Here is a 22,684-nt window from a genome sequence, read left to right on the forward strand (position 1 = left end):
CGCGGCAGAGGGCAAGCCTGTCAATCCTGTCAACCGCGACCTCACCGGATCAGAGCTTGACCGCCGCATCCTCCGCATAAGCCCGAATCACGTCGTCAAAGCTCGCGTCGCTCTCGAAACCCAGTTCGCGCGCGCGCGACACATCCCACGCCGCCGGCCACGTGCCGACGATCTTCTCGATGCGCTCTTCGCGTTCCCACGTCACGCGATCGGCCACCGCGTCACCGGCCACGCGCCGCAGTGCTTCCACCATCTGTGCCGCCGTGACCGACAGTCCCGGCAGATTCACCACCCGACGATTGCCGAAGCGTGCGCCATCGAGTTCGATGCCGTTGACCAGCGCCTGGATCGCGCCGCGCGGCGAGAGCAGCCACAGCGGCGTTTCCGGTGCCACGGGGCAATTTGCCGCCACGCCCGACAACGGTTCGCGGATGATGCCGCTGGCGAACGACGACGCCGCGGCGTTCGGCTTGCCGGGTCGCACGCTGATCGTCGGCAGCCGCAGCACGCGGCCATCGACAAAACCGCGTCGGCTGTAGTCGGACAGCAGCAATTCGCCGATGGCCTTCTGCACGCCGTACGATGATTGCGGATTCAGCGCGGTGTCGTCCTGCACCACCGGGGGCAACTTGCCGCCATAGACGGCGACCGAACTGGTGAACACCACGCGCGGCGCATGCGCCAACTGGCGGCACGTCTCCAGCAGCGCGCGCGAGGCGTCAAGGTTCACGCGCATTCCCAGGTCGAAATCGGCCTCGGCCTGACCGCTGACTACCGCGGCCAGATGGAAGATTGCGCCGGTATCGCGGTCGATGGCCTGCGCCAGCACGGCGGGATCGGACAGGTCGCCCGTCACCGCGCGCACGCGGGCATCGTCGATCTGCGGCGCCACCACGTCGAGCAGCGTGAGCCGGTCGATCGTGACGGCCTTGCCATCCAGGTTCAGCGTGCCGCGTTTGAGCAGCAGACGGGCCAGTTGCAGGCCCAGGAAGCCGGCGCCGCCGGTAATCAGTACGTTCATGGTTGCGGAGTGTTCGTCATTGGCGTGGTCGGTACGGAGCGGGAGCGGCCGTGACAGGCCCGAATCAGCGCTTCAGCCAGGGCTTGATCCAGCCCAGACCTTCCGAAGTGCCGGCGCGCGGGCGGTATTCGCAGCCGATCCAGCCCGTGTATCCGAGCCGGTCGATGACGTCGAAGAGGTACGGGTAGTTCAGTTCGCCGATATCGGGTTCGTGGCGTTCGGGTACGCCGGCGATCTGGATATGGCCAATCCCCGCGAAGTCGCGTTCGAGCTTCTTCGCGATATCACCCTCGACGATCTGGCAGTGATAGCAGTCGAACTGGACCTTGAGATTGGCCGCGCCCACCTGGCGGCAAATGGTCTGGCCTTCGTCCTGGCGGTTCAGGAAATAGCCCGGCATGTCGCGGGTGTTGATCGGCTCGATCAGCACCGTGATGCCGTGCGACGCGGCCGAGGCAGCGGCATAGGCCAGGTTCTCGATATAGACGGCGCGGCAGCGGGCGTGGTCGGCGTCGGCGTCGGCCGGCACGATGCCTGCCATCACGTGCACGCGGTCGTTGCCGAGCACGGCAGCGTATTCGAGGGCCTTCGCGAACGCCGTGCGGAACTCGGTCTCGCGGCCGGGCAGGGCGGCAATCCCACGCTCGCCGGCGCCCCAGTCACCGGGCGGCGCGTTGAACAGGGCCTGGGTCAGGCCGTGGTCGTCGAGCCGCTTGCGGATCTCGGCGGCCGGATGGTCGTACGGGAACAGGTACTCGACGGCCTGGAACCCGTCCTTTGCCGCGGCGGCAAAGCGGTCCAGAAAGTCGTGCTCCGTGTACATCATCGAAAGGTTCGCGGCGAAGCGCGGCATGTCAGGTCTCCTTGAGCTTCAGATTCGATATCAGCGGTTGACGAGCTTCGCCGGGGTCAGCCAGACCAGCAGGGCGCCCACGACCAGGATCGCCGACAGCACGTACATCGGCAATTGCGTGCTTTGCGTCATGTCCTTGAGCGCGCCGACCATATACGGCGATACGAAGCCTGCCAGATTGCCCACAGAGTTCACCACGGCGATACCCGAGGCGGCGGCGATGCCGCTCAGGAACGCGGTCGGCAGCGACCAGAACAGCGGGGCGCAAGTCAGCACGCCAGCGGCGGCCAGCGACAGCGCTGCGATGGCCACGGTCGTATTGTGGGTGAACGACGCCGCAATCGCAAAGCCCGTGGCACCCATCAGTGCCGGCACGATCAGGTGCCAGCGGCGCTCGCGGCGCGCGTCGGCGCTGTGGCCCAGGATGTTCATGACGACGATGGCGCAGAGGAACGGGATGGCGGACAGCAGGCCGATGTTGAAGTTGCCTGTCACGCCGCTGGCCTTGACCAGCGTCGGCATCCAGAACGTCAGCGCGTACTGGCCGGTCACGAAGCAGAAGTAGATCAGGCACATCCACCACACACGGCTGTCGCTGAACACGGCGCCCAGCGAATGCAGGTTGCGCTGGCCGCCTGTGGCGGCCGCGGCCGACGCGGCGCGCTCGTCGTCCTCGATGTTGCGTTTGAGCACGTGCTTTTCATCGGGGCTGAGCCACGGGGCGCGGTCGATGCCATCGCGCAGCACGAAAATCGTCGCGATGCCGATCGCGAAGGCGGGCAGGGCCTCGATGAAGAACATCCATTGCCAGCCGGTCCAGCCATGGGTGTTGTGGAACGCATCCATGATCCAGCCCGACAGCGGGTTGCCGAACATGCCGGCCACTGGAATGCCCGACATGAACAGCGCGATCATCTTGGCGCGGCGGTGCGAGGGATACCAGTACGTCAGGTACAGGATCACGCCCGGATAGAAGCCCGCTTCGGCCAAGCCCAGCAGGAAGCGCATGACGTAGAACTGCGTTGGCGTCTGCACGAACACGAAGGCGGCCGAGATGATGCCCCAGGTGATCATGATCCGCGCGATCCAGATGCGCGCGCCGATGCGGTGCATCAGCAGGTTGCTGGGCACCTCGAACAGGAAATAGCCGATAAAGAACAGGCCGGCGCCAAGGCCGAACACGGTTTCCGAGAACTGCAGGTCCTGCGCCATCTGCAACTTGGCAAAGCCGACGTTGACGCGGTCGAGATACGCGATCACGTAGCAGAGCATCAGGAACGGCATGATGCGCCAGAACACCTTGTTGTAGGCGCGTTTTTCGATGGTGCCGTCGGCGTCCAGCCGGGCGTCGGCAACAGGGGTCCCCACCGCGGGGTTGGAAGCGGTCATTGGAAGTCTCCACGTGTATGGAAAGTGCAGCCGGTTTGCTGCCTCTCCCACATGGCGGGAGAGGGTTTGGGAGAGGGCAGGGGCTTTGTTTTGCGGAGTTGCCCTGGGGATGTGCTGGCTCTCTCCCCGGCCCCTCGCCCACTGTGCGGGAAAGGGGAAAAAACAAATCAGTCGTGTGTCACCACCTCGCCTTGAACGTATCGAGCAGTTCCGTCAGCGCGGCCTCGTCCAGCGGGGCAGGTTTTTCGCCGAGCATCATCCAGAGCTTCGCCGTTTCTTCGAGCTCTTCGAGCGCATAGGCCGCGCGTGACACACTGTCCTCCCACACCACCGGCCCCAGCCGTGCCAGCAGCACACCGCGCACCTCATTAGCCAGCTGGGCCACGCGCGCGGCTACGGCCGGGTCGCCGGGGCGGTGATACGGAATCAGCGGGATATGGCCGACCTTCATCACGTAATACGGCGTGATCGGGGGCAGCACGTCGTCCGGGTGCCAGACACCGGCCAGCGTCAGCGCCACCAGATGCGTGGAATGCGTATGCACGACGCCGTGCGCGTTCGGGTTGTTGTCGTAGACGCAGCGATGAAGCGTCAACGTCTTTGACGGCTTGTCGCCCGACACCCAGCCGCCATCGGGCGACACCTTGGCGACCCTGGCCGGATCGAGCGTGCCCAGGCAGGCGTCAGTGGGCGTGATCAGCCAGCCATCGTCGAGCCGTGCGCTGATATTGCCCGCCGTGCCCACCGTGTAGCCACGCTGGAACAGGCTGGCGCCGACGCGGCAGATCTCTTCGCGCAGTGCGCTCTCGTTGCTCATTGCGGTGCCCCCAGTGCTTGCAGCGCTTCGTCGAAGAAGTTCTCGCCGCCGAAGTTGCCGGATTTCAGTGCCAGTCCCAGCGGCGCATCGTCCAGCGTGACCGTCGCCGGCACGCCTGGCGCGATCTGCGGACCGATGCGCAACGACTGCACGCCCAGCGCCTGCACCACGGCACCGGAGGTTTCGCCGCCGGCCACCACGAAGCGCCGCGTGCCGCGTGCCTTGAGGCTAGCGGCGATGCTCGCCAGCGCGTGCTCGACCAACTCGCCTGCGCGGGCGACGCCAAGTTCGGCCTGCACGGCCTTGACTTCATCGGGTTGGGCGGTGGCATAGATCAGCACCGGCTCGCCGTGATTGCCCGCGAAGGCCAGTGCGTTCTCCATGACCGTGTCTCCACGCGCCAGACGCAGAGGATCGATCCGCAGGGCGGGGCGCTTCTGCGCGATCCAGTGCGCCACCTGGCCGTTCGTGGCACGCGATGCGCTGCCCGCCAGCACCACGCCATGACCATGCACGGGCGGGACTTCTGCGGCGTCGGTGCGCGCAGGCAGCAGTCCGGTGCGACGGAAGTTCTCGGGCAGGCCCAGCGCGATGCCCGAGCCGCCCGTGATCAGCGGCAGCGCGGCGCAACCTTCGCCCAGCGCCAACAGGTCGGCATCGGAAATGGCATCGGCGATCGCCAGCTTCACGCCCTCGCCACGCAACGCGTCAATGCGCGCGCGCACGGCGTTCGCGCCCTGGGCGACGGTGTCGTAGCGCAACAGACCGACCTTGGCCTGACTCTGGCCCTGCAACACCCGCACGAGGTTGGCGTCGGTCATTGGCGTAAGCGGATGGTGCTCCATGCCCGATTCGTTGAGCAGCGCGTCCGCCACGAACAGATGGCCGCGGAAAATCGTGCGGCCGTTCTCCGGAAAGGCCGGGCAGGCAATCGTAAAGTCGCTGCCCAGTGCGTCGAGCAGGGCTTCGGCCACGGGGCCGATATTGCCGGCGTCGGTGGAGTCGAACGTCGAGCAGTACTTGAACACGAACTGGCGGCAGCCTTGTTCGCGCAGCCAGTGCAGTGCGGCGAGCGACTGCGCCACCGCGTTGCTGGCCGGGATCGTGCGCGATTTCAGTGCCACGACGATGGCATCGGCTTCCACCGCGGACGCCGGCACGCCGATTGTCTGCACGGTCCGCATGCCATTGCGGACGAGCGTGTTGGCCAGATCCGTGGCGCCGGTGAAATCGTCGGCGATACAGCCGAGCAGAGGACGATTCATCGTCTGACTCCTTTGCCTTGGGTTACCTGGCCTTCGGGCCGGGCAGGTCGATGCCCGGGAAGATCTTGATCACGGCCGAATCGTCTTCGCTGCCATGTCCGGCGGTGGATGCCATCATGAACATCTGGTGCGCGGCGGCCGAGAGCGGCAGCGGGAATTTGCTGGTACGCGCGGTATCGAGCACCATGCCCAGGTCCTTGACGAAGATGTCGACAGCGGACAGCGGGGTGTAGTCGCCATCCAGGATGTGTGGCACCCGGTTCTCGAACATCCACGAGTTGCCGGCGCTATGCGTGATCACGTCGTAGAGCGCGTCGGGGTTCACGCCTTCGCGCAGGCCCAGGGCCATCGCTTCGGCTGCTGCGGCGATATGCACGCCCGCCAGCAACTGGTTGATGATCTTGACCTTCGAGCCCGCGCCATGCGCGTCGCCCAGGCGATAGACCTTGCCGGCCATCGCGGCCAGCACGTCCTCGGCCATGGCGTAGGCCTCGGCGGGACCGGAGGTCATCATCGTCATCTCGCCGCTGGCCGCGCGCGCCGCGCCGCCCGATACGGGGGCATCGAGCATCACCAGGCCACGTTCGCCCAGGCGCTTGCCGAGCGCTTCGGCAAATCCGGGCGGCACGGTGGCACTGGCAATGACGAGCTTGCCTGCCGCCATTTTCGACACGGCGCCTTGCTCGCCGAACAGCACCGTTTCCGTCTGCGCGGCGTTGACGACGAGCGTGATCACCACGTCGCAACGCTCGCCGAGCTCGGCCGGGCTGCCGCAGGGCGTGCCACCGGCTTCCGCGAAGCGGCGCAGCACCTCGTCGCGCAAATCAAATGCATGAACGTTGAAACCGGCGCGCAGCAGCGATTGCGCCACGCCGTAGCCCATCGCGCCCAAGCCGATGACGCCAATATTCCTGGACATGGATAACTCCTGAATGCGTGTTTGGTGCGTTAGTGCGACGGGCCTGCCGGCTGCTGGCCAGCGGCGGAATCGTCCTCGCCCAGTTGGGAGAGCCGGCGCGCCGCGTTGTACATGTGGTTCTGGGCCGCGTTGCGCGCGGCATCGGGGTCGCCGGCGCGGATGGCGGCGACGATGGCCTGGTGCTCCTCCCGTACCTGGCGCGAAAAATCCTCGCGCCGCGCTTCGTTGGTTCGCGTAACGCGGGTGGCCGTTTCCAGGTACTGGCTCAGGAATGCCAGTGTCTTGAGGAAATACGGATTGCCGGTGGCTTCGGCGATGGCGCGATGAAAGCCGACGTCGGCATCGACGCCATCGCCGCCAGCGGCCACTTCTGCGTCGATGCGTGCCAGCGCGGCGTCGATATTGGCCATGGTCGCGTCGGTACGGCGCCGGGCGGCCTGCGCGGCCACTTCGGCTTCGATCGAGCGCCGCAGTTCGACGATCTGCAGCACCGATTCGAGCGTGCCCACGTCGGTGTAGTCGATGCGCAGCGGTCGGATGCCGGCCTGCTCGGTCACGAACACGCCGCTACCCTGGCGCGATTCCACGAGGCCTTCGTACTTGAGTCGCGCGATGGCCTCGCGGATCACGGTACGGCTCACGCCAAACTCCTCGGACAGCACAGCCTCGGTGGGCAGCTTGGCGCCGCGCGGAAACATGCCGTCCTCGATCTTCTCGAGCAGTTGTTCGGCAACGCTGTCGGTCAGCGCGCGGGCAGGAATCTTTTGGAACATCGTCATCACGTCATCGGGTAGTCATGTCATCATACAAATTTCACAGAAGGATGGCAGGAGGGTAATCCCTATGGTGGTGCGTCGTATGACCGGTAATCGCACAACGCAGCGCGGCGCCTTGATGCCACCGGGCGTATCATTGCGCCTCCTTTCAGGCTCTTCGAACCGCTCCTTACCATGTCCGCATCCACGCCAACCGCCGCCCCCGTACTGGTCTGCCTCTGGGAAGAAGCCCGCGAGCGCGCCCGGGCAATCCGCTACGCCGTCTTCGTCGAGGAGCAGGGTGTGCCGGTAGAACTGGAGTGGGATGAGATGGATGCGCCGAGCTGGCACGCGCTGGCATTCGCCGTGGATGGCGTGCCGGTGGCCACTGGCCGCCTGCTGCCGGATGGCCACATTGGCCGCATGGCGGTACTCAAGTCCGCGCGCGGCACCGGCGTGGGCGCGAAGGTGCTCGATGCGCTGATGGCCAAGGCCACCGAACTGGGCTATCCCGAACTGATCCTCAACGCCCAGACCCATGCAGCGCCGTTCTACGCGAGGGTAGGTTTCGAGCAGGTGGGTGACGAGTTCGAGGAAGCCGGCATCCCGCACATCGAGATGCGCAAGCGGATCCGCTGATCCGCTCGGAGACAGTCAGCGCGGCGCGGGTACTGTGCCCGTGTCGCGTGCCAGATTGAGTCGTCCGCGATAGGAGACCTCACCGGTCTGGCCATCGGCATCGAAGCTGCGCTCGACGAAGTCGAAGCGGCCGTCGTGCATGACGCGCAGCACGGTGCTGGCACGCGTGCCGTAGTTCGGCGAACGGATAAATGCCGACGACAGCAGCTTTTCCCATTCGGGTGCTACGCCCGTGCTCGGCAGTTCCCAGTCGGGCGCCTGCCGATCCTCCGCAAGCAACTGCAGGTACGACTCCACGTTCGATCCGATCTGGCCGCGATCGGCTGCCAGGACTTCGCACATCGCGCCCACGCGGCTGCGCACCTTGGGCCAGGGCGTGTCGAGCAGCGCATTTGACAAGCCATACAGGCCCGGCTTGAGCCGCTGTGGCACGCGGGACTTCGAACGGTTGCTGTACCACCAGAGGTCATGCAGATCGCTGGCCAGCAGGTTGAAGCCGTTGTAGGCGCCGTGGGCTCCGGCCAGGTCGTGCAGATAGTCGGCCGGCGGTTGATCGCCGCGCAGGAAATGCGCCACCAGCTCGCCGCGTGAGCGGGCATCGGTTCGTTTTTCCGAAGGCGCGCGATAGTTGGTCAGGGCGGCGAACCTTGCGCCGACAGGGGTGTCCTGCCCGTGCTGGGCACCGGCAATACCCATCCATGTGCCGGCGTCACCGATGACCTCAGCGAGGTCGCGGCCGCCCAGCACTCCGGGGGCATCCCGCCACCAGTCCGCGGGCGCGGCAGGGCGGGCATAGAATTCGTCGCGGTTGGCGGCAACCACCAGGGGATAGTCCGGGTGAGATTGCCAGGCAACCAGAATGAGACACATATTCCTTCCTTTACAGCTGGTTCGGCATCGCGCGAATCACGTAAGCCGTGTGACTCGCGCGGTGGCGCGGGCGCGAAATCAGAGTACGTCGAGATCGACGAACCGCTCGCTCATCCGCTCGCCGCTAATCCACTGCGTCAGCCCGCTTTGCCGCCAGAGCCCATCGAGCGCGGCGTCGAATGCAGGGGGGACGTCGGCGTAACACTCCATCCATGTCTGCAGGCCGGCGCGAGTTTCCGGCCTGCGCATCAGCGTACCACCAACCCCGGTCGCCTCGGCGACCGTTTCCATCCAGCGATGCCAATGCGGCAGAGCCTCTGCGGCCCGGTCATCCGGCACCTTGAAATAGACGTAGAGATGATCGCTCATGACGATGCTCCCGTGGCGGTCACCCGGCCGCTTCCGCCTCGTTTGGCAGTGGCACTTCGTACGGCAGCGCACCCGTGGACACGGAAGGTCCGCTTGCGGCGCCGAGATGCAGCGCACCATTGGCGGCGTCGATCTTCAATTCGGCCAGTCCTTCCCAACCGCCCTGGGGTGCCGGCGCGGCGTTGACCAGCATACCGCACGGCTGCTCCGGATCCTCGGGGCGGAAAATCTCCGTCGCCGCAGCCGGGACATCGCCCGTGCCACGCACGCGCCACATGCGGCGCTTGAGCGTGCCGCGATACTGGCTACGCGCTACGACTTCCTGGCCCGGATAGCAGCCCTTGCGGAAATTCACGCCGCCAATCAGTTCGAAGTTGATCATCTGCGGCACGAACTGCTCCTGCGTGGCCGCGGCGATGCGGGGGATGCCCGAGGCGACATCGAGCCAGTCCCAGAAAGCGGGCGAGGCGACGGCCAGCGTAGCACCGAGCGATTGCTGCAGGGCTTCGATGCGCGCGTCCGGCGCGACGATCTGCCAGCGCGGCTCGCCGTCGGCATCGGCCAGGCGAATCACGGTCACGTCGTCGTTGGATGCCGTGGCCAGCGGTGCCTGGGGAGTGGGCAGGCCAGCCTGTTGTAGCGCGGCTTCCGCGCCTGCACCGGCAATGCCGAGGATGCCGTGCGTGGCGGACAAGTCCGACAGCTTCGCCTTGGCCCGCAGCACGAACATGGTCAGGCGCTTCTGGATTGGCGGCTGGATGTCGGCGGAGAGTTGCAGCACGATGCCATCGGCGTCGCGCCACATCAGGAAGCTGGCTATCAGCCGGCCCTTGGGCGAGCAGTAGCCGGCCAGGCGGGCCGTGCTCGCGGTCAGGTCTTCAACGGCGTTGGTGAGCTGGCTGTGCAGGAAAGTGGCGGCATCATCGCCAGCCACGCGGATCAGGCCAAGTCCGCCCGGCGCGGTGACGATACCGGCGGCGCGCAGGGATTTCAGGCTTTGGTCGAGGGACGGAAATTCGGTGGAGGACATGCAGACGGTCCTGAATGGCGTATGAATTAGGGGCGGCGCCGTGCGCGGCGCGTTCTCGTAACTTGCGGTGACACATCGGCCACAAGGCTCCCGGTATTATATGGGCCTGTCGCCATTCCGGCCGGCTGCCACCATGATCCCGACCCGCCGGCGGGGACATCGCGGCCGGTCTTTGCTTGCTACTACATGAAACGTCTGTTCCTGCGCCTGGTCGGGGTTCTGGTGGTCTTCGCCATGGCCGCTGCCGGTGGCTTTGCCTGGTGGGCTCACCAGCCGCTCGGCCTGACCACATCCCCCATCGAAGTCGTCATCAAGCCGAATTCCGGCGTCCTCAGCGTGGGTCGGCAGATCCAGCGCGGTGGCGTGGGCATGGACCCGCGCCTGTTCCAGATACTGGTCCGCATCACCGGCCACGGCCCGGACCTCAAGGCCGGGGGCTACCAGTTCAAGACTGGCGCCACGCCGCTGGACGTGATCGGCAAACTGGCCCGGGGCGAGGTCACGCACTACGTCGTGACCGTCATCGAGGGTTGGGAATTCCGCAAGATGCGCGCGGTCGTGGATGCCAACCCTGCGTTGAAGCACGATACGCAGGGCATGTCCGACGCCGATTTGATGCACGCGATCGGCGCGGCCGAATCCGCGCCGGAAGGGCTGTTCTTTCCCGATACCTATCTGTTCGCGCGCGGCAGCAGCGATGTCGAGCTCTACAAGCACGCGTATCGCGCCATGCAGCGGCGCCTGAACGAGGCCTGGAACGCACGCGCGCCCGACCTGCCGTACAAGACGCCGTACGAGGCGCTGGTGATGGCATCCATCATCGAGAAGGAGACGGGGCAGGCGGCGGAGCGCCCGATGATCGCGGCCGTGTTCGTCAACCGTCTGCGCAAGAACATGATGCTGCAGACCGATCCGACCGTGATCTACGGCCTGGGCGAGCAATTCGACGGCAACCTGCGCAAGAGGGATCTGCTGACGGACACCCCGTACAATACGTACACCCGTACCGGCCTGCCGCCGACACCGATTGCCTTGCCGAGTCTGGCGTCGCTGGCCGCAGCCACGACGCCGGCGCCATCGGACGCCTTGTATTTCGTGGCACGCGGCGACGGCAGCAGCCATTTCTCCAATTCACTACCCGAACACAATCGCGCGGTCGACAAGTACCAGCGCGGCAAACCATAAGGTCATGCGCGGAAAATTCATCACCTTCGAGGGCATCGATGGCGCGGGCAAGAGCACCCATATCGAGTGGGTGGCCGAGCGCCTGCGCGCGCGCGCAAATGTCGTCACTACCCGGGAGCCGGGCGGCACGCCGCTGGGCGAAGACCTGCGCCAGTTGCTGCTGCACCGGAAGATGCATCTTGAAACCGAGGCGCTGCTGATGTTCGCGGCGCGCCGCGAGCACATCGCCGAAGTCATCGAACCCGCGCTGGCGCGCGGCGACTGGGTCATCTCGGACCGTTTCACCGATGCCACGTTTGCCTATCAGGGCGGTGGGCGCGGGCTGGCGCTCGATCGGCTGGCCGCGCTCGAGCAGTGGGTGCAGGGCGGTCTTCAGCCCGACCTGACGCTGTTATTCGACGTTCCGCTGGAAACCGCAAGCGCGCGTCTGGCCGGGGCCCGCGAGCCAGACAAGTTCGAGGCCGAGTCCCGCGCCTTCTTCGAGCGCACCCGCACGGAATATCTGCGTCGTGCGGCGGAAGCGCCACAACGCTTTCGAGTCATCGACGCAACGCGCTCGATCGACGAGATTCGTGTGACGCTCGAGGAAATCCTCGCAACGCTTTGATTTCTAGTAGCTATATTCGTATTGTGATGTCGATACCGATGACTCCGACAATACATGACATGGCTGCGCTAACTGATTGAACCTGAATGCTTTATCCCTGGCAACGAGATGACTGGCATCGGCTGACCGCGCTACGCGACCGGTTGCCGCACGCGCTGCTGCTTCACGGCCAGCAAGGCATCGGCAAGCGCGATCTGGCGTTGCACTTCGCGCAGGGCCTGCTTTGCGAAAGCGCGCTGCCCGATGGCCAGCCCTGCAATACCTGCAGCGCCTGCCACTGGTTTGGTCAGGGCAACCATCCCGATTTCACGGTGGTTCGACCCGAGGCACTGGAAGCCGGTGCCGGAGAGGCCGAAGGCGATGGCGAGAGCAGCAGCAAGAAGAAGGCGCCCAGCAAGATTATCCGCATGGAGCAGGTGCGGGCGCTGATCGAGGCGGTGGGCGTTGGCACGCACCGCGCGGGTTTGCGCGTGGTGGTGGTCTATCCGCTCGACGCGCTGCAGACTGAAGGCGCCAACGCGCTGCTCAAGACGCTCGAGGAGCCGCCGCCATCCACGGTGTTCCTGCTGGTCACGGACCGCCTCGATCGTGTGCTGCCGACGATCCTGTCCCGTTGCCGCCAGTTCTCGATGACGCGGCCGACCGGCGCGGATGCGCTTGATTGGCTGCGCGGGCAAGGGGTGGCCGATGTGGAGGCGCAACTGGCGCTGGCTGGGGGGGCGCCGCTGACGGCGCTGCACGCGGCCGAGGCCGAGGAACAGCCCTTGCAGCGCTGGCTGGTCGGCCAACTCGGTAGCGCGGCTGCGCTCGATGCCCTGGCCGCCGCGGAGCAATTGCAGAAGCTGCCGGTTCCCGCCGTGCTCGGCATCCTGCAACGCTGGACTTACGATCTGCTGGCGCTCTGCCTGGGCACGGGTGCCGCACGTTACTTCCCGAAGGAGCAGACGGCACTGGCCCGCTGTGCCAGCGCAACCGACGCGCATCGGCTGCAGGCGTTCGCCGCGCGGCTGGTCGGACATCGCCGCAATGAGAACCATCCGTTGGCCGCGCGCCTCGTGATGGAGTCGGTGTTGCTCGATTACCGACAATTGTTCCGCTAGCGTGCGTCTCGCGGTAGGAATCGTGCCGCACACGTGGTACAAGTCGAACAAAGCGAATTTCAAATAGCCCGCACAAAGCGGGCAACGCTGCAATAAGGGGTCAAGATGAACACACCAGCCATAGCGGCGCCGACACGACCAGCGGTCGGTCCCGCCACGATTCCCAATCCTGCGACGACCGGCCGCCCGAACGTGTTGTCACTGTCGATCAAGGACCAGGCAGGGCTGTATGCGGCCTATATGCCGTTCCTGGCGCGCGGCGGGATTTTCGTGCCTTCGAACCGGCCGTTCAGGCTTGGGGAGCAGGTATTTCTGGTGCTGTCGCTGCTGGATCGCCCGCAGAAGTATCAGGTGCAAGGTACTGTCGCGTGGATCACGCCGGTCGGCACGCCGATGAAGACGCCCGGCGTGGGGGTGCATCTCCCGGACGACGATATTGGCCGTTCGCTGAAGCGCGCGGTGGAAGAGATTCTTGGCAAGACGATTGAATCCGGGCGACCGACCCAGACCCTGTAATCCATCTGGAGTTGCTGTCTTGCGCGAAGTATTAGTCGCAACTTGTTGTAATTTATGAATGTTTTTGGTTTTGCCGCGGGTATCGTCGTTCGATGCCGGGCCGGTGACCGTGGCGTCGAGCGAGACCTGATGATCGCCCGGCGTCGGCTCGATTGAGATATCCCCATGTTTGTTGATTCCCACTGCCATATCGATTTTCCCGAGCTGGCCGAAAGGCTGCCGCAGTTGCTCGAGAACATGCGGACCAATCAGGTGTCGCACGCCCTCTGCATCTCGGTGACGCTCGAGGACTTTCCGCGCGTGCTGGCGCTGGCCGAACAGCATCCGAACCTGTATGCCTCAGTCGGCGTGCATCCTGACTACGAGGAAGGCGCCGAAGAACCGACACTCGAGCGGCTGGTCACGCTGTCGGCGCATCCGCGCGTGGTTGGTACCGGCGAAACCGGGCTGGACTACTACCGTCTCAACGGCCGCAGCATTGCGGACATGGAGTGGCAGCGCGAGCGGTTCCGCACCCATATCCGCGCCGCCCGGCAGACTGGCAAGCCCCTGATCATCCATACGCGATCCTCGGCGGACGACACGCTGCGGCTGATGCGCGAGGAAAACGCGGGTGAGGTTGGCGGCGTCATGCACTGCTTCACGGAGACCTGGGACATCGCCCGGCAGGCGCTGGACGAAGGCTTCCATATTTCGTTCTCGGGTATCGTCACGTTCAAGAGCGCGGCCGACCTGCAAGAAACCGCGAAGAAGGTCCCGCTCGACCGCATGCTGATCGAAACCGATTCGCCTTATCTTGCCCCGGTGCCGTACCGCGGCAAGACGAACGAGCCGGCCTGGGTACGTCACGTGGGCGAGTTCATCGCCAAGCTGCGCGATGTTCCCGTGGAGATGATCGCAGAACAAACTACGGATAATTTTTTCCGCTTATTCAAGCACATAGACAGGAATGCTCATGCTTGACTTTAAGATCAGACGTGGGGTCGCCGCAATGGCCCTGATCTGCGCGGCTTGCGCGAGCGTGGCCGCTCCGGCCGACGATATGCGCAAGGCCGTCGAGTTCGATGACGCCAACACCGTGCAGAAGCTGCTGGCGCGTGGCGTGGATCCGAATCTGGTCGATAACCGGGGCGATCCGATGCTGGTGGTGGCGCTGCGCGAGAAATCGACCAAGGCGGCAACGGCGCTGATCAAGGCCAAGAACATTGACTTTGACAAGACCAATCCGGCGGGTGAGAACCCGCTGATGATGGCCAGCCTGCAGGGCGAACTGGACATGGTCAAGCTGATGGTCGACGGCATGGAGGCCGAGGTCAACAAGAAGGGCTGGGCGCCGCTGCACTACGCGGCCACGAATGGGCACAACGATGTCGTGAAGTATCTGGTCGACCATGCGGCCTACATCGATGCGGAAAGCCCGAACGGCACCACGCCGCTGATGATGGCTGCGCGCGGTGGGCATATCGATACCGTCAAGCTGCTGCTCGACGAAGGCGCGGACATGCGCCTGAAGAACCAGCAGAACATGACCGTGATCGACTTTGCCGAGCAGTACAACCAGAAAGAGATTGCCGACGGCCTCAAGTCGCGCTGGCAGAAGTTGTATGGCGCGGTGCCGCCGCCGGCACCGAAGCCGAAGCCCTGGACGCCGCCTGCCGGTCAGGCGAAGTAGCCAGGCTGTCAGGTACGCAGTCGTTTCCAAACGCCGCCCATCCGGGCGGCGTTTTCATTACGGGAATTCGCGTTCGGTGATCGTGACCGACCGCGACTTTCCGGGTGCCGCATACAGCGTCAGCACGTTGCGGCCAGCGCTGGTGCTGCCTGCCTCCCGCATTTCCTCGAACACGAAGCGCTCCGACCGGTAGATCTCCCCGGTGTCCAGGCTCTGGTAGCGCACGTCATAGCTGCCCTGCGTGATCGCGTCCATCGTGAACGAAGACCCGACAGGGATGAAAGTCGTCCGTACCGGCACCGGGATGCCGCCGTTGACGGCCACGAGCTTGAGCAGCACGTCGGACGGACCGCGTGAGTTGTCGACGGTCAGCGTCGACAGGCCGCTTGTATTCAGCACCGGATAGCCGGGCAGGTAGCCCGAATTGGTTGGCCAGGGCAGGCCGCGCGGAGTCAGGCTCGGACGCAAATATTGGGCCTCGCGCGGCAGGTCGGCCGGGACGGGGGTGACGATCGACGCCGCCGCGGCCGGCTGGACGAGCGCCGCGCCTGGCTTGTCGACGGCCGGCTGAGTTGGCGTGGCCCAGTCTCCCAGCAGCACGACAATGGCGGCCCCGATGCCCGCATAGAGCAGGAGCGACCATTTCCTGGCCAGCGGCTCGCCCGGGCGCTGGCCGTCCTGTCGGGGTTTGCGTCGCTTCTTCTTCTGGGCGGAGTCGCCAGCGGACTGTCCGGGTGCGGCGGCTCCGGTGGCCCGTGCCGATGCCTGCGCCGACTGTGCCGGACGCGCGGGGCGCCCCTGTGGCCGTGGAGGCGGCGCGGCGGCGCGGGATGCTGCCGCCTGTTGGGCCTGGCGCTGCCTGCGTTCGGCGTCCAGCTTTTCCTGCGATGCGATCCACTGGTCGTGCTCGGCGCGCTTGGCCGGGTCGCTCAGCACGTCGTACGCGGCGTTCAGCAGCCGCATGATGCGATTGGCCTGTTCGCTATCGGCGTGCCTGTCCGGGTGGTACTTTTGGCTAAGCGATTTATATGCGGCCCGAATGACTTCGGCGGGCGCATCGCGGGAGACCTTGAGGTTGTCGTAATGGGTATGCATCAGGCAAAGAAGGACGCAATATCGGTGTTCGACGACAAATAACGGCAGGGCGCCGCGATTCTCAAGTATTCACGCGAATTGGCGGGCGGGTATGCGGGCTAGCCAACAAATACAGACATGTCCGCGATGATCTGCTCAGCATTGTCGCTGTTCTTTGACGTGCCCACCAGATGGAGGCCTCCGATCGTCGGGCTAAAGTTCCGCCGCAATCTGCCGATATAGGCGGCAAATGACGAGGGCCTGACAAGAGCCCAAAGTTCCGGGATGGCGGGGCATCTGCTCCGCCGCAGTTCATGGGGGGCAAGGACATGCTGAGAAGAATCAAGGCGGAACAGCTTCAGGTGGGCATGTTTGTGTCCAGGCTGGGCGGGCCATGGATTAACCATCCATTCTGGCGCTCGCGCTTTCTGGTCAGTAGCGACGAACAGATCGAGCAGATCCTGGCGGCCAATGTGCAGGACGTCTGGATCGACATCCTGAAGGGGCGCAACCTGCCGATGCAGAGCACGCCGGAAGTTGCCGATTCGGAGGTGGATGCACAGCCCGAGTCGGGATTCGAGGACGAACTCGAACATGCGCGCGAGCTGATCAAGTCGGGCCGGGCGGTGATCGGGTCGATTTTCAACGACGTGCGGATGGGGCACGCGCTCGAGACCAACGGCGCGCTGCTGCTGGTGGATTCGGCATCGACATCGCTTTCGCGTCATTCGCAGGCGTTGCTGGCCATGGCACGGCTCAAGGCCAAGGACGACTACACGTACCTGCATTCGTACTCGGTCTGTGCGCTGATGATCGCCGTGGGCCGTACGCTGAAACTGCCCGACGGTGAAGTGCGCGAGCTTGGCCTGGCCGGGCTGGTCCACGATATCGGCAAGCTGACGCTGCCCGAGTCACTGCTGATGAAGGCGGGGGATCTGTCGCCGGCCGAGTACGAGCAGATGCGGCGGCACCCATCGGCCGGGTACCGTATCCTGAACGAGGCGCGGCTGTATACGAACATTCCGCTCGACGTGTGCGTGCATCACCACGAACGGGTGGATGGCAAGGGCTATCCCTTCGGTCTGTTCGAGAATGAAATCAGCGTGCACGCCAAGATCGCGGCGATCTGCGATACCTACGACTCGCTGACATCGCCGCGGCCCAACCACCTGGCCTGGTCGCCGGCGCGTGCGATGGAGTACATCGCCGTGCGCGTCGACACACTGTTCGATCGCCGCGTGTTCAAGGCGTTTACACGGACGGTCGGCATCTACCCGCTGGGCACCGTGCTGCGGCTGCGCTCGGGACGCCTGGCGGTGGTCTGCGGGCAGAACGCGAACGAACCGCTGCGGCCCCGCGTGATGACGTTCTATTCGGTGTCACAGTCGGCGCCGCTGCCGCATGAGGTTCTCGACCTGACTCAGAGCGAGGATTCCGTCATTGCCTTCGAGGATGCCCGGCAGTGGGGCTTCACCGACGAGCAACTGATGGCAATGTACGCGCCACACGTGAAATAGACAGAAAGCGCGTGCGCTGAACGCGGCGGACGCGGCGGACGTCGAACGCCAAGTGTGGGCGGGGCGGGCAGAAATAGTAGACTTGGCGCTTGTCAGCCCGTATTTATCAGCCCGTACCGCTTCACCACACATGACCTTCGACGCCCTGCTTGAACTGTTCGAGCAACGCATCCCGGCCCACCCGTGGGCTCAGATCACCTTGTACGTCCTGGCGCTGGTCCTGCTGGCCGGCATCGCGCAATGGCTCGTGGCGCGCGTGGTCGGCCGGGTGGTCTATCGCGTATTGAGTCTTTCCGGCCACGGCAATTGGGCTGGGGCGCTGCTGCGCCACCGGACCTATCGCCGGCTGGGCTACGCGGTGTTTCTGGCCGTGGTCACGGTCGGCATCAGCCAGGTGCCGAACCTGGGCAAGTTCTCGGCGGCCATCGAGCGGCTGGCTCATGCGGGCACCTGGATCAGCGTGTTCCTGATGCTGTCTGGCGTGCTCGATGCGTGGCAGACCGTGTTTTCCGGCAGCCGCAGCGCGCAGACGCATTCGATCAAGGGCTACATCCAGGTGGCCCAGCTCGCGCTGTGGCTGGTCTGCGGTGTGCTGGTGCTGTCGATCCTGATCGACCGCTCGCCGCTCTGGATGCTGTCCGGTATCGGCGCGCTATCGGCGGTGCTGCTGCTCGTGTTCAAGGACACACTGCTGTCCCTGGTGGCCAGCACGCAGCTCACCTCGAACGACATGCTGCGCATTGGCGACTGGATCGAAATGCCCCAGTCCAATGCCGATGGTTTCGTCATGGACGTGGCGCTGCATACGGTCAAGGTCAAGAATTGGGACAACACCGTGACGACGGTGCCAACCTACAAGCTGTTCTCGGAGAGCTACCGCAACTACCGGCACATGTTCGAGTCCGGCGCGCGCCGCATCAAGCGGACGCTCCGGATCGATGCCACCAGCGTGCGGTTCCTGGACGAGGAGGAGGTCAGGGCGCTGATGCGGTTCAAGCTGCTGCATGACTATCTCGAGGTCAAGCAGGAGGAGGTCGATCGGGCCAACCGGGAGATCCTGCGTGCTGACACAGACCCGGTCAACCGCCGTCGGCTGACCAACCTGGGCACGTTCCGCGCCTATGGCATCGCCTTCCTGCGCGCGCATCCGGAAATTCATCACGATCTGCTGCTGAACCTGCGGATGATGGAAGCCGACTCGCAGGGCATTCCGATCGAGGTTTACTGCTTCACCACGCTTACGAACTGGACGGACTACGAACGTATCCAGGGCGATATCTTCGACCACCTGTTCGCGATTCTGCCGGAGCTGGGTTTGCGGGTGTATCAGGCGCCGTCAGGCGCGGACCTGAGCGGGCTGCGCAGCGGTGCGACGATGGCCGACCAGCACGCCGCGCTGGCCGTGGCCGCCGCGGACTCGGGGGGGCGTCAGCCGCCATCGGCCCCGACGGATCGGGCCGACAGGGTGGCGTAGGGGGGATTTCTCCCTCTGCCTTCTACCTTCTACCTTCTCCCTTCCCCCGTAGTCGGGAGAGGGGAGTCAACCAGGCGCGGTGCTTACGCCTTCCGCGGCTTGACCTTACCTGCCGCTTCCTTGGCGCGCTCGCGTGCCGTATCCACGTCTTCGGCGTAGGCCAGCGCCACGCCCATGCGGCGCTTCGTGAACGACTCCGGCTTGCCGAACAGGCGCAGTTCCGTCTGCGGCACGCGCAGCGCCTCGTCGACGCCATCGAAAACAATGCCTTCAGCTTCAACGCCGCCGTAGATCACGGCGCTCGCGCCGGGCGCGCGCAGCGCGGTGCTGACGGGCAGGCCGAGGATGGCGCGGGCGTGGAGTTCGAACTCGTTCTGCCACTGTGTGATCATCGTCACCATGCCGGTGTCGTGCGGACGTGGGCTGACTTCGCTGAACCAGACCTGCTCGCCCTTGACGAACAGTTCCACGCCGAACAGACCCTGGCCGCCGAGGTCGGCGGTCACGGCACGCGCGATATGCTGCGAGGTTTCCAGTGCCTTCGGGTGCATCGGGTGCGGTTGCCAGCTTTCCACGTAGTCGCCGGCGACCTGCACGTGGCCGATCGGCTCGCAGAAATGCGTTTCCACTTCGCCGCTGGCACCCACGGCGCGTACGGTCAGCAGCGTGATTTCGTAGTCGAAGTCGATAAAGCCTTCCACGATCACGCGGCCGTGGCTGACGCGGCCGCCGGCCATGGCGTAGTCCCACGCGGCCTTGACGTCCGCGGGACCGTCGATCTTGCTCTGGCCCTTGCCGGAACTGCTCATCACGGGCTTGACCACGCACGGGTAGCCGATGCCGCCGTCGATCGCGGCTTGCAGTTCCTCGAGCGAATCGCAGAATTTGTACGGGCTGGTGGGCAGGCCCAGGGTCTCGGCGGCCAGGCGGCGGATGCCTTCGCGGTCCATCGTCAGGCGGGCGGCGCGAGCCGTGGGGATCACGCGAACCACGCCGGCCGCTTCCAGGGCTTCGAGCATTGGCGTGGCGATGGCTTCGATCTCGGGCACCACCAGATCCGGCCGCTCGGCTTCGATCAGTGCCTTGAGCTGTTCGCCGTCGCTCATCGTGATCGTACGCGCATGGTGGGCCACCTGCTGGCCCGGCGCGTTCTCGTAGCGGTCGACGGCGATCGTCTCCACGCCCAGGCGCTGCAGCGCGATCAGCACTTCCTTGCCCAGCTCGCCTGAGCCTAGCAGCATGACTTTGGTGGCGGACGGGGAGAGGGGCGTTCCAAGGGTGGTCATGGGGCGGCTCGATCAGGTCAGAAAAACCGGGATTGTATACGCGGGCGATGCCCGGCGCGACATCCCGGTTCCCTGACGTCGCGTATGCCCCTCAGTACGAGATCTTCGCGCTGACGCTGATCGCAGGCGGATCGCCCGGCTGGATGTACTCCGCGTACTGGAAGCCCCAGTAGCGCTTGTTGGTCAGGTTGGTCAGCGCTGCCCGCAGCGTCAGTTCCTTGCCCGCCACGCGTGTGCTGTAGGTCGCGCCGAGGTTGAAGATCGTGTAACCACCCAGCGTGAGGTCGCCGGCCGGGCGCAGCTTGGTCGTGCCCGTGTACTTGCCGTCGATGCCCACCTTCAGGCCCGGCACGTACGGAATGCGGTACGCCAGCCGGCCGGTCAGGATGAAGCTGGGCGCGCCCGCCACGCGGTTGCCGTTGTAGGTCTGGCCCTTGTCGTAGTAGCTGTCCAGATACATCGCGCTGCCGCCCACTTCCCATTGGGAGCCGATGCGGGCGGCGCCGGCCAGCTCCGCGCCCTGGTAGATCGACAGGCCATCCTGCACCAGCACGTTCTGCGAGTTGGTGTACTCGGCACCGCGCTCGATGCGGAACAGCGCCGCCGTGCCGGTCCAGATGCCCTGATCCGTCTTCGCGCCGATTTCGTATTGCTTGCTCTTGACCGGATTCAGTTGCGCGCCCGCGTTCGCGAACGTCGTGCCGACCGTGGTGCCGCCGTCGAACGCTTCCACGTAGCTGGCGTACAGCGTGGTGCTCGGCATCGGCTTGAACATCAGCGCGACGGTCGGCGTCAGCAGGCCGGTCTTGTCATAGTGGGTGGTGCGCGTGCCGTCGGTCCCATAGCTGTTCTGCTCGTAGTTGGTGAAGCGCAGCCCGCCCAGCACCGACCAGCGCTCGGTCAACTGGATCGTGTCGCTCATGAACAGCGCCTTTTGCGTGATGTCGCTGGCACGGTACTTGTTGAACGCAACCTGGCTGTAGTAAACGCCGGTGTACGGCTGCGACAGGTTGCCTGGGTCCAGACTCAGCGACACCGGGTTGCTGCTGTAGCGGTTGATCTGGTTTTGCCACGTCACGCCGCCGACGAACTGGTGCGAGAACGGGCCGGTACGAAAGCGGCCTTCGACCATGGTCGACCACTGATTGAACTGGTGTCCCTCGGCACCGTCGTAGCGCAGGTCGGTGTAGTTGCCGCTGCCGTCGATCAGGCTCAGGCTCGACTCGTTGCGGCTGCGCGACTGCTTGCTGAAGCTGTAGATCGTGCTGACCGTCCAGTCGGCGTTGAGGTTGTAACGCAGGCCCGTGGAGTAGAACTGCAGATTGGAGTAGAAGTGCTGGTCCGGGCCCGCGAACAGGCCGCCCCGGCCGCTGACCACGCCCGGCAACTGGCTGCCGGGAGCAAGGCTGTACGTGGTGAAGGTGGGCGTCTGGCCGAAGGTGCTGCGGTCCTGGTAGATGCCGTCGAAGGTCCAGGTCAGGTCGCGCGTGATGCGGGCGTCCAGGCCCAGCGATACGGAGTTGCGGTTCAGCCCGACCGCGTTCGACGGCTTGCCTTCCTCGTGCGTCAGGTTCAGTCGGTAGCCGAACATGTTGTCCGGGCCGGCCCGGCCACCGACGTCGACATGCTCGCTCCACAGGTGGGACGAGCGATAGCCCAGTTCCGCGCTGGCCGTGAAGACGTCGGTCGGCTTCTTCGTGATGTAGTTGACCGTGCCGCCCGGGTTGCCGAAGCCGTACATGAAGCCCGATGCGCCCTTAAGCAGTTCCACCTGTTCGAGCTGTTCGTAGGGCAGCGTGATGCCGTAGCTCACGAACGGCATGCCGTTGATCTTGAAGCCGTTCTGCCAATCGAGCTGCAGCCCGCGCACGGTCAGGTAGGACGACCATGCATTGTTCGCGTTGCTGTTGTCGGAGACCGATGCATCGGTGAAGAACACGTCGCCGAGCTTGGTGACCTGGCGTTCGGCCAGGTCGTCGCCGGTGATGACCGTGGTCGAAAACGGTGTATCGAGCTGTTTCCGGGAACCGAGCGCGCCACTGGTCATGGGCTTGTCCAGGTGTGGCCCGACGTCGATTTCCTGCGCGGCGCTCACCGTTACGGTCGGCAGCGCCTGTTCCGGGGCGGATTGTGCGGATTGTGTGGTCTGGCCGGTCTGGGCGAATGCGCCAAGCGGCAGGCCCGCGATGACCACCACGCGGGCGATGAAGACTGTGGCGCGCAGGCGCGACGGGACGGGCTGCCGATGGACGGGGCTGGCGGCCGGGAACTGGCGGGATGACATTGGAGCTGGCTCGTTCGGTTCTTGTTGGCAATGTAAATACGA

General features: G+C 65.1%; 22 protein-coding genes. 9 read left to right on the plus strand and 13 right to left on the minus strand.

Going from position 1 to position 22,684, the window contains the following annotated elements; genetic code table 11:
- Positions 1–49 precede the first annotated feature (49 nt).
- The 7 genes from denD to RN01_RS24185 form a co-directional block, all read right to left on the minus strand.
- A complete protein-coding gene (denD, locus tag RN01_RS24155; protein WP_039016778.1) occupies positions 50–1,021 on the minus strand; it encodes a D-erythronate dehydrogenase in 972 nt (323 codons plus the stop codon).
- 64 nt (positions 1,022–1,085) lie between these two features.
- Entirely contained in the window at positions 1,086–1,874 is a 789-nt protein-coding gene (otnI, locus tag RN01_RS24160; protein WP_017512491.1) for a 2-oxo-tetronate isomerase, read from the minus strand.
- 30 nt (positions 1,875–1,904) lie between these two features.
- Entirely contained in the window at positions 1,905–3,263 is a 1,359-nt protein-coding gene (locus tag RN01_RS24165) for an MFS transporter (protein ID WP_024569878.1), read from the minus strand.
- Between the two features lie 178 nt (positions 3,264–3,441).
- Entirely contained in the window at positions 3,442–4,080 is a 639-nt protein-coding gene (locus RN01_RS24170; protein ID WP_017515737.1) for an aldolase, read from the minus strand.
- Positions 4,077–5,345 carry a 3-oxo-tetronate kinase gene (otnK, locus tag RN01_RS24175; protein ID WP_024569879.1) on the minus strand — a complete coding sequence of 423 codons (1,269 nt, stop codon included), beginning with the start codon at positions 5,343–5,345 and terminating at the stop codon, positions 4,077–4,079. The genes RN01_RS24170 and otnK overlap by 4 nt, the downstream gene beginning before the upstream one ends.
- 22 nt (positions 5,346–5,367) lie before the next feature.
- The gene (gene ltnD, locus RN01_RS24180) at positions 5,368–6,279 is read right to left on the minus strand and encodes an L-threonate dehydrogenase (RefSeq protein WP_080672789.1); all 912 of its coding nucleotides are present in this window, start codon (positions 6,277–6,279) and stop codon (positions 5,368–5,370) included.
- Positions 6,280–6,293: 14 nt separating this feature from the next.
- Entirely contained in the window at positions 6,294–7,037 is a 744-nt protein-coding gene (locus RN01_RS24185; protein WP_024569881.1) for a FadR/GntR family transcriptional regulator, read from the minus strand.
- Between the two features lie 177 nt (positions 7,038–7,214).
- On the opposite strand from RN01_RS24185, the gene RN01_RS24190 reads away from it, so the two are divergent.
- Positions 7,215–7,658 (plus strand): GNAT family N-acetyltransferase, encoded by a 444-nt coding sequence (locus tag RN01_RS24190; protein ID WP_008650199.1) that lies wholly within the window; start codon positions 7,215–7,217, stop codon positions 7,656–7,658.
- Between the two features lie 15 nt (positions 7,659–7,673).
- On the opposite strand, the gene RN01_RS24195 is transcribed toward RN01_RS24190, so the two are convergent.
- The 3 genes from RN01_RS24195 to RN01_RS24205 all read right to left on the minus strand — a co-directional run bounded on the left by RN01_RS24195 (position 7,674) and on the right by RN01_RS24205 (position 9,927).
- Positions 7,674–8,528 carry an NRDE family protein gene (locus RN01_RS24195; RefSeq protein ID WP_017515097.1) on the minus strand — a complete coding sequence of 285 codons (855 nt, stop codon included), beginning with the start codon at positions 8,526–8,528 and terminating at the stop codon, positions 7,674–7,676.
- Between the two features lie 78 nt (positions 8,529–8,606).
- Entirely contained in the window at positions 8,607–8,897 is a 291-nt protein-coding gene (locus RN01_RS24200) for a DUF4936 family protein (RefSeq protein ID WP_011516560.1), read from the minus strand.
- A gap of 19 nt (positions 8,898–8,916) precedes the next feature.
- Positions 8,917–9,927, minus strand: a complete 1,011-nt coding sequence (locus tag RN01_RS24205; RefSeq protein ID WP_024570246.1) for a folate-binding protein YgfZ — start codon at positions 9,925–9,927, stop codon at positions 8,917–8,919.
- Positions 9,928–10,113: 186 nt separating this feature from the next.
- On the opposite strand from RN01_RS24205, the gene mltG reads away from it, so the two are divergent.
- From mltG to RN01_RS24235, 6 genes are all read left to right on the plus strand, one after another.
- Positions 10,114–11,112, plus strand: a complete 999-nt coding sequence (gene mltG / locus RN01_RS24210) for an endolytic transglycosylase MltG (protein ID WP_017515037.1) — start codon at positions 10,114–10,116, stop codon at positions 11,110–11,112.
- Between the two features lie 4 nt (positions 11,113–11,116).
- The gene (tmk, locus tag RN01_RS24215; RefSeq protein ID WP_008650189.1) at positions 11,117–11,719 is read left to right on the plus strand and encodes a dTMP kinase; all 603 of its coding nucleotides are present in this window, start codon (positions 11,117–11,119) and stop codon (positions 11,717–11,719) included.
- An 86-nt stretch (positions 11,720–11,805) separates the two neighbouring features.
- Positions 11,806–12,819: a DNA polymerase III subunit delta' gene (locus RN01_RS24220; protein ID WP_017515036.1), complete on the plus strand. Its 1,014-nt coding sequence runs from the start codon at positions 11,806–11,808 to the stop codon at positions 12,817–12,819.
- A gap of 105 nt (positions 12,820–12,924) precedes the next feature.
- On the plus strand, positions 12,925–13,335 hold the full coding sequence (locus RN01_RS24225; RefSeq protein ID WP_011516555.1) for a PilZ domain-containing protein: 411 nt from the start codon (positions 12,925–12,927) through the stop codon (positions 13,333–13,335).
- Between the two features lie 165 nt (positions 13,336–13,500).
- Complete coding sequence (locus tag RN01_RS24230) at positions 13,501–14,298, plus strand: TatD family hydrolase (protein ID WP_017513405.1); 798 nt, start codon at positions 13,501–13,503, stop codon at positions 14,296–14,298.
- A complete protein-coding gene (locus RN01_RS24235; protein WP_017513406.1) occupies positions 14,291–15,007 on the plus strand; it encodes an ankyrin repeat domain-containing protein in 717 nt (238 codons plus the stop codon). Before RN01_RS24230 ends, RN01_RS24235 begins: the two co-directional genes overlap by 8 nt.
- A gap of 57 nt (positions 15,008–15,064) precedes the next feature.
- Here RN01_RS24235 and RN01_RS24240 read toward each other — a convergent pair whose 3' ends face one another.
- A complete protein-coding gene (locus tag RN01_RS24240) occupies positions 15,065–16,102 on the minus strand; it encodes a J domain-containing protein (protein ID WP_017513407.1) in 1,038 nt (345 codons plus the stop codon).
- A 308-nt stretch (positions 16,103–16,410) separates the two neighbouring features.
- On the opposite strand from RN01_RS24240, the gene RN01_RS24245 reads away from it, so the two are divergent.
- Positions 16,411–17,598 (plus strand): HD-GYP domain-containing protein, encoded by a 1,188-nt coding sequence (locus RN01_RS24245; RefSeq protein ID WP_017513408.1) that lies wholly within the window; start codon positions 16,411–16,413, stop codon positions 17,596–17,598.
- Positions 17,599–17,728: 130 nt separating this feature from the next.
- On the plus strand, positions 17,729–19,072 hold the full coding sequence (locus RN01_RS24250; RefSeq protein WP_017513409.1) for a mechanosensitive ion channel family protein: 1,344 nt from the start codon (positions 17,729–17,731) through the stop codon (positions 19,070–19,072).
- 83 nt (positions 19,073–19,155) lie between these two features.
- Here the strand turns inward: RN01_RS24250 and purT are convergent, their stop codons facing one another.
- Positions 19,156–20,358: a formate-dependent phosphoribosylglycinamide formyltransferase gene (gene purT / locus RN01_RS24255; protein WP_024570247.1), complete on the minus strand. Its 1,203-nt coding sequence runs from the start codon at positions 20,356–20,358 to the stop codon at positions 19,156–19,158.
- A gap of 91 nt (positions 20,359–20,449) precedes the next feature.
- Entirely contained in the window at positions 20,450–22,642 is a 2,193-nt protein-coding gene (locus RN01_RS24260) for a TonB-dependent siderophore receptor (RefSeq protein WP_024570248.1), read from the minus strand.
- Positions 22,643–22,684: the final 42 nt, after the last annotated feature.

This window comes from Cupriavidus sp. SHE (assembly GCF_000812445.1).
Lineage (GTDB): Bacteria > Pseudomonadota > Gammaproteobacteria > Burkholderiales > Burkholderiaceae > Cupriavidus > Cupriavidus metallidurans.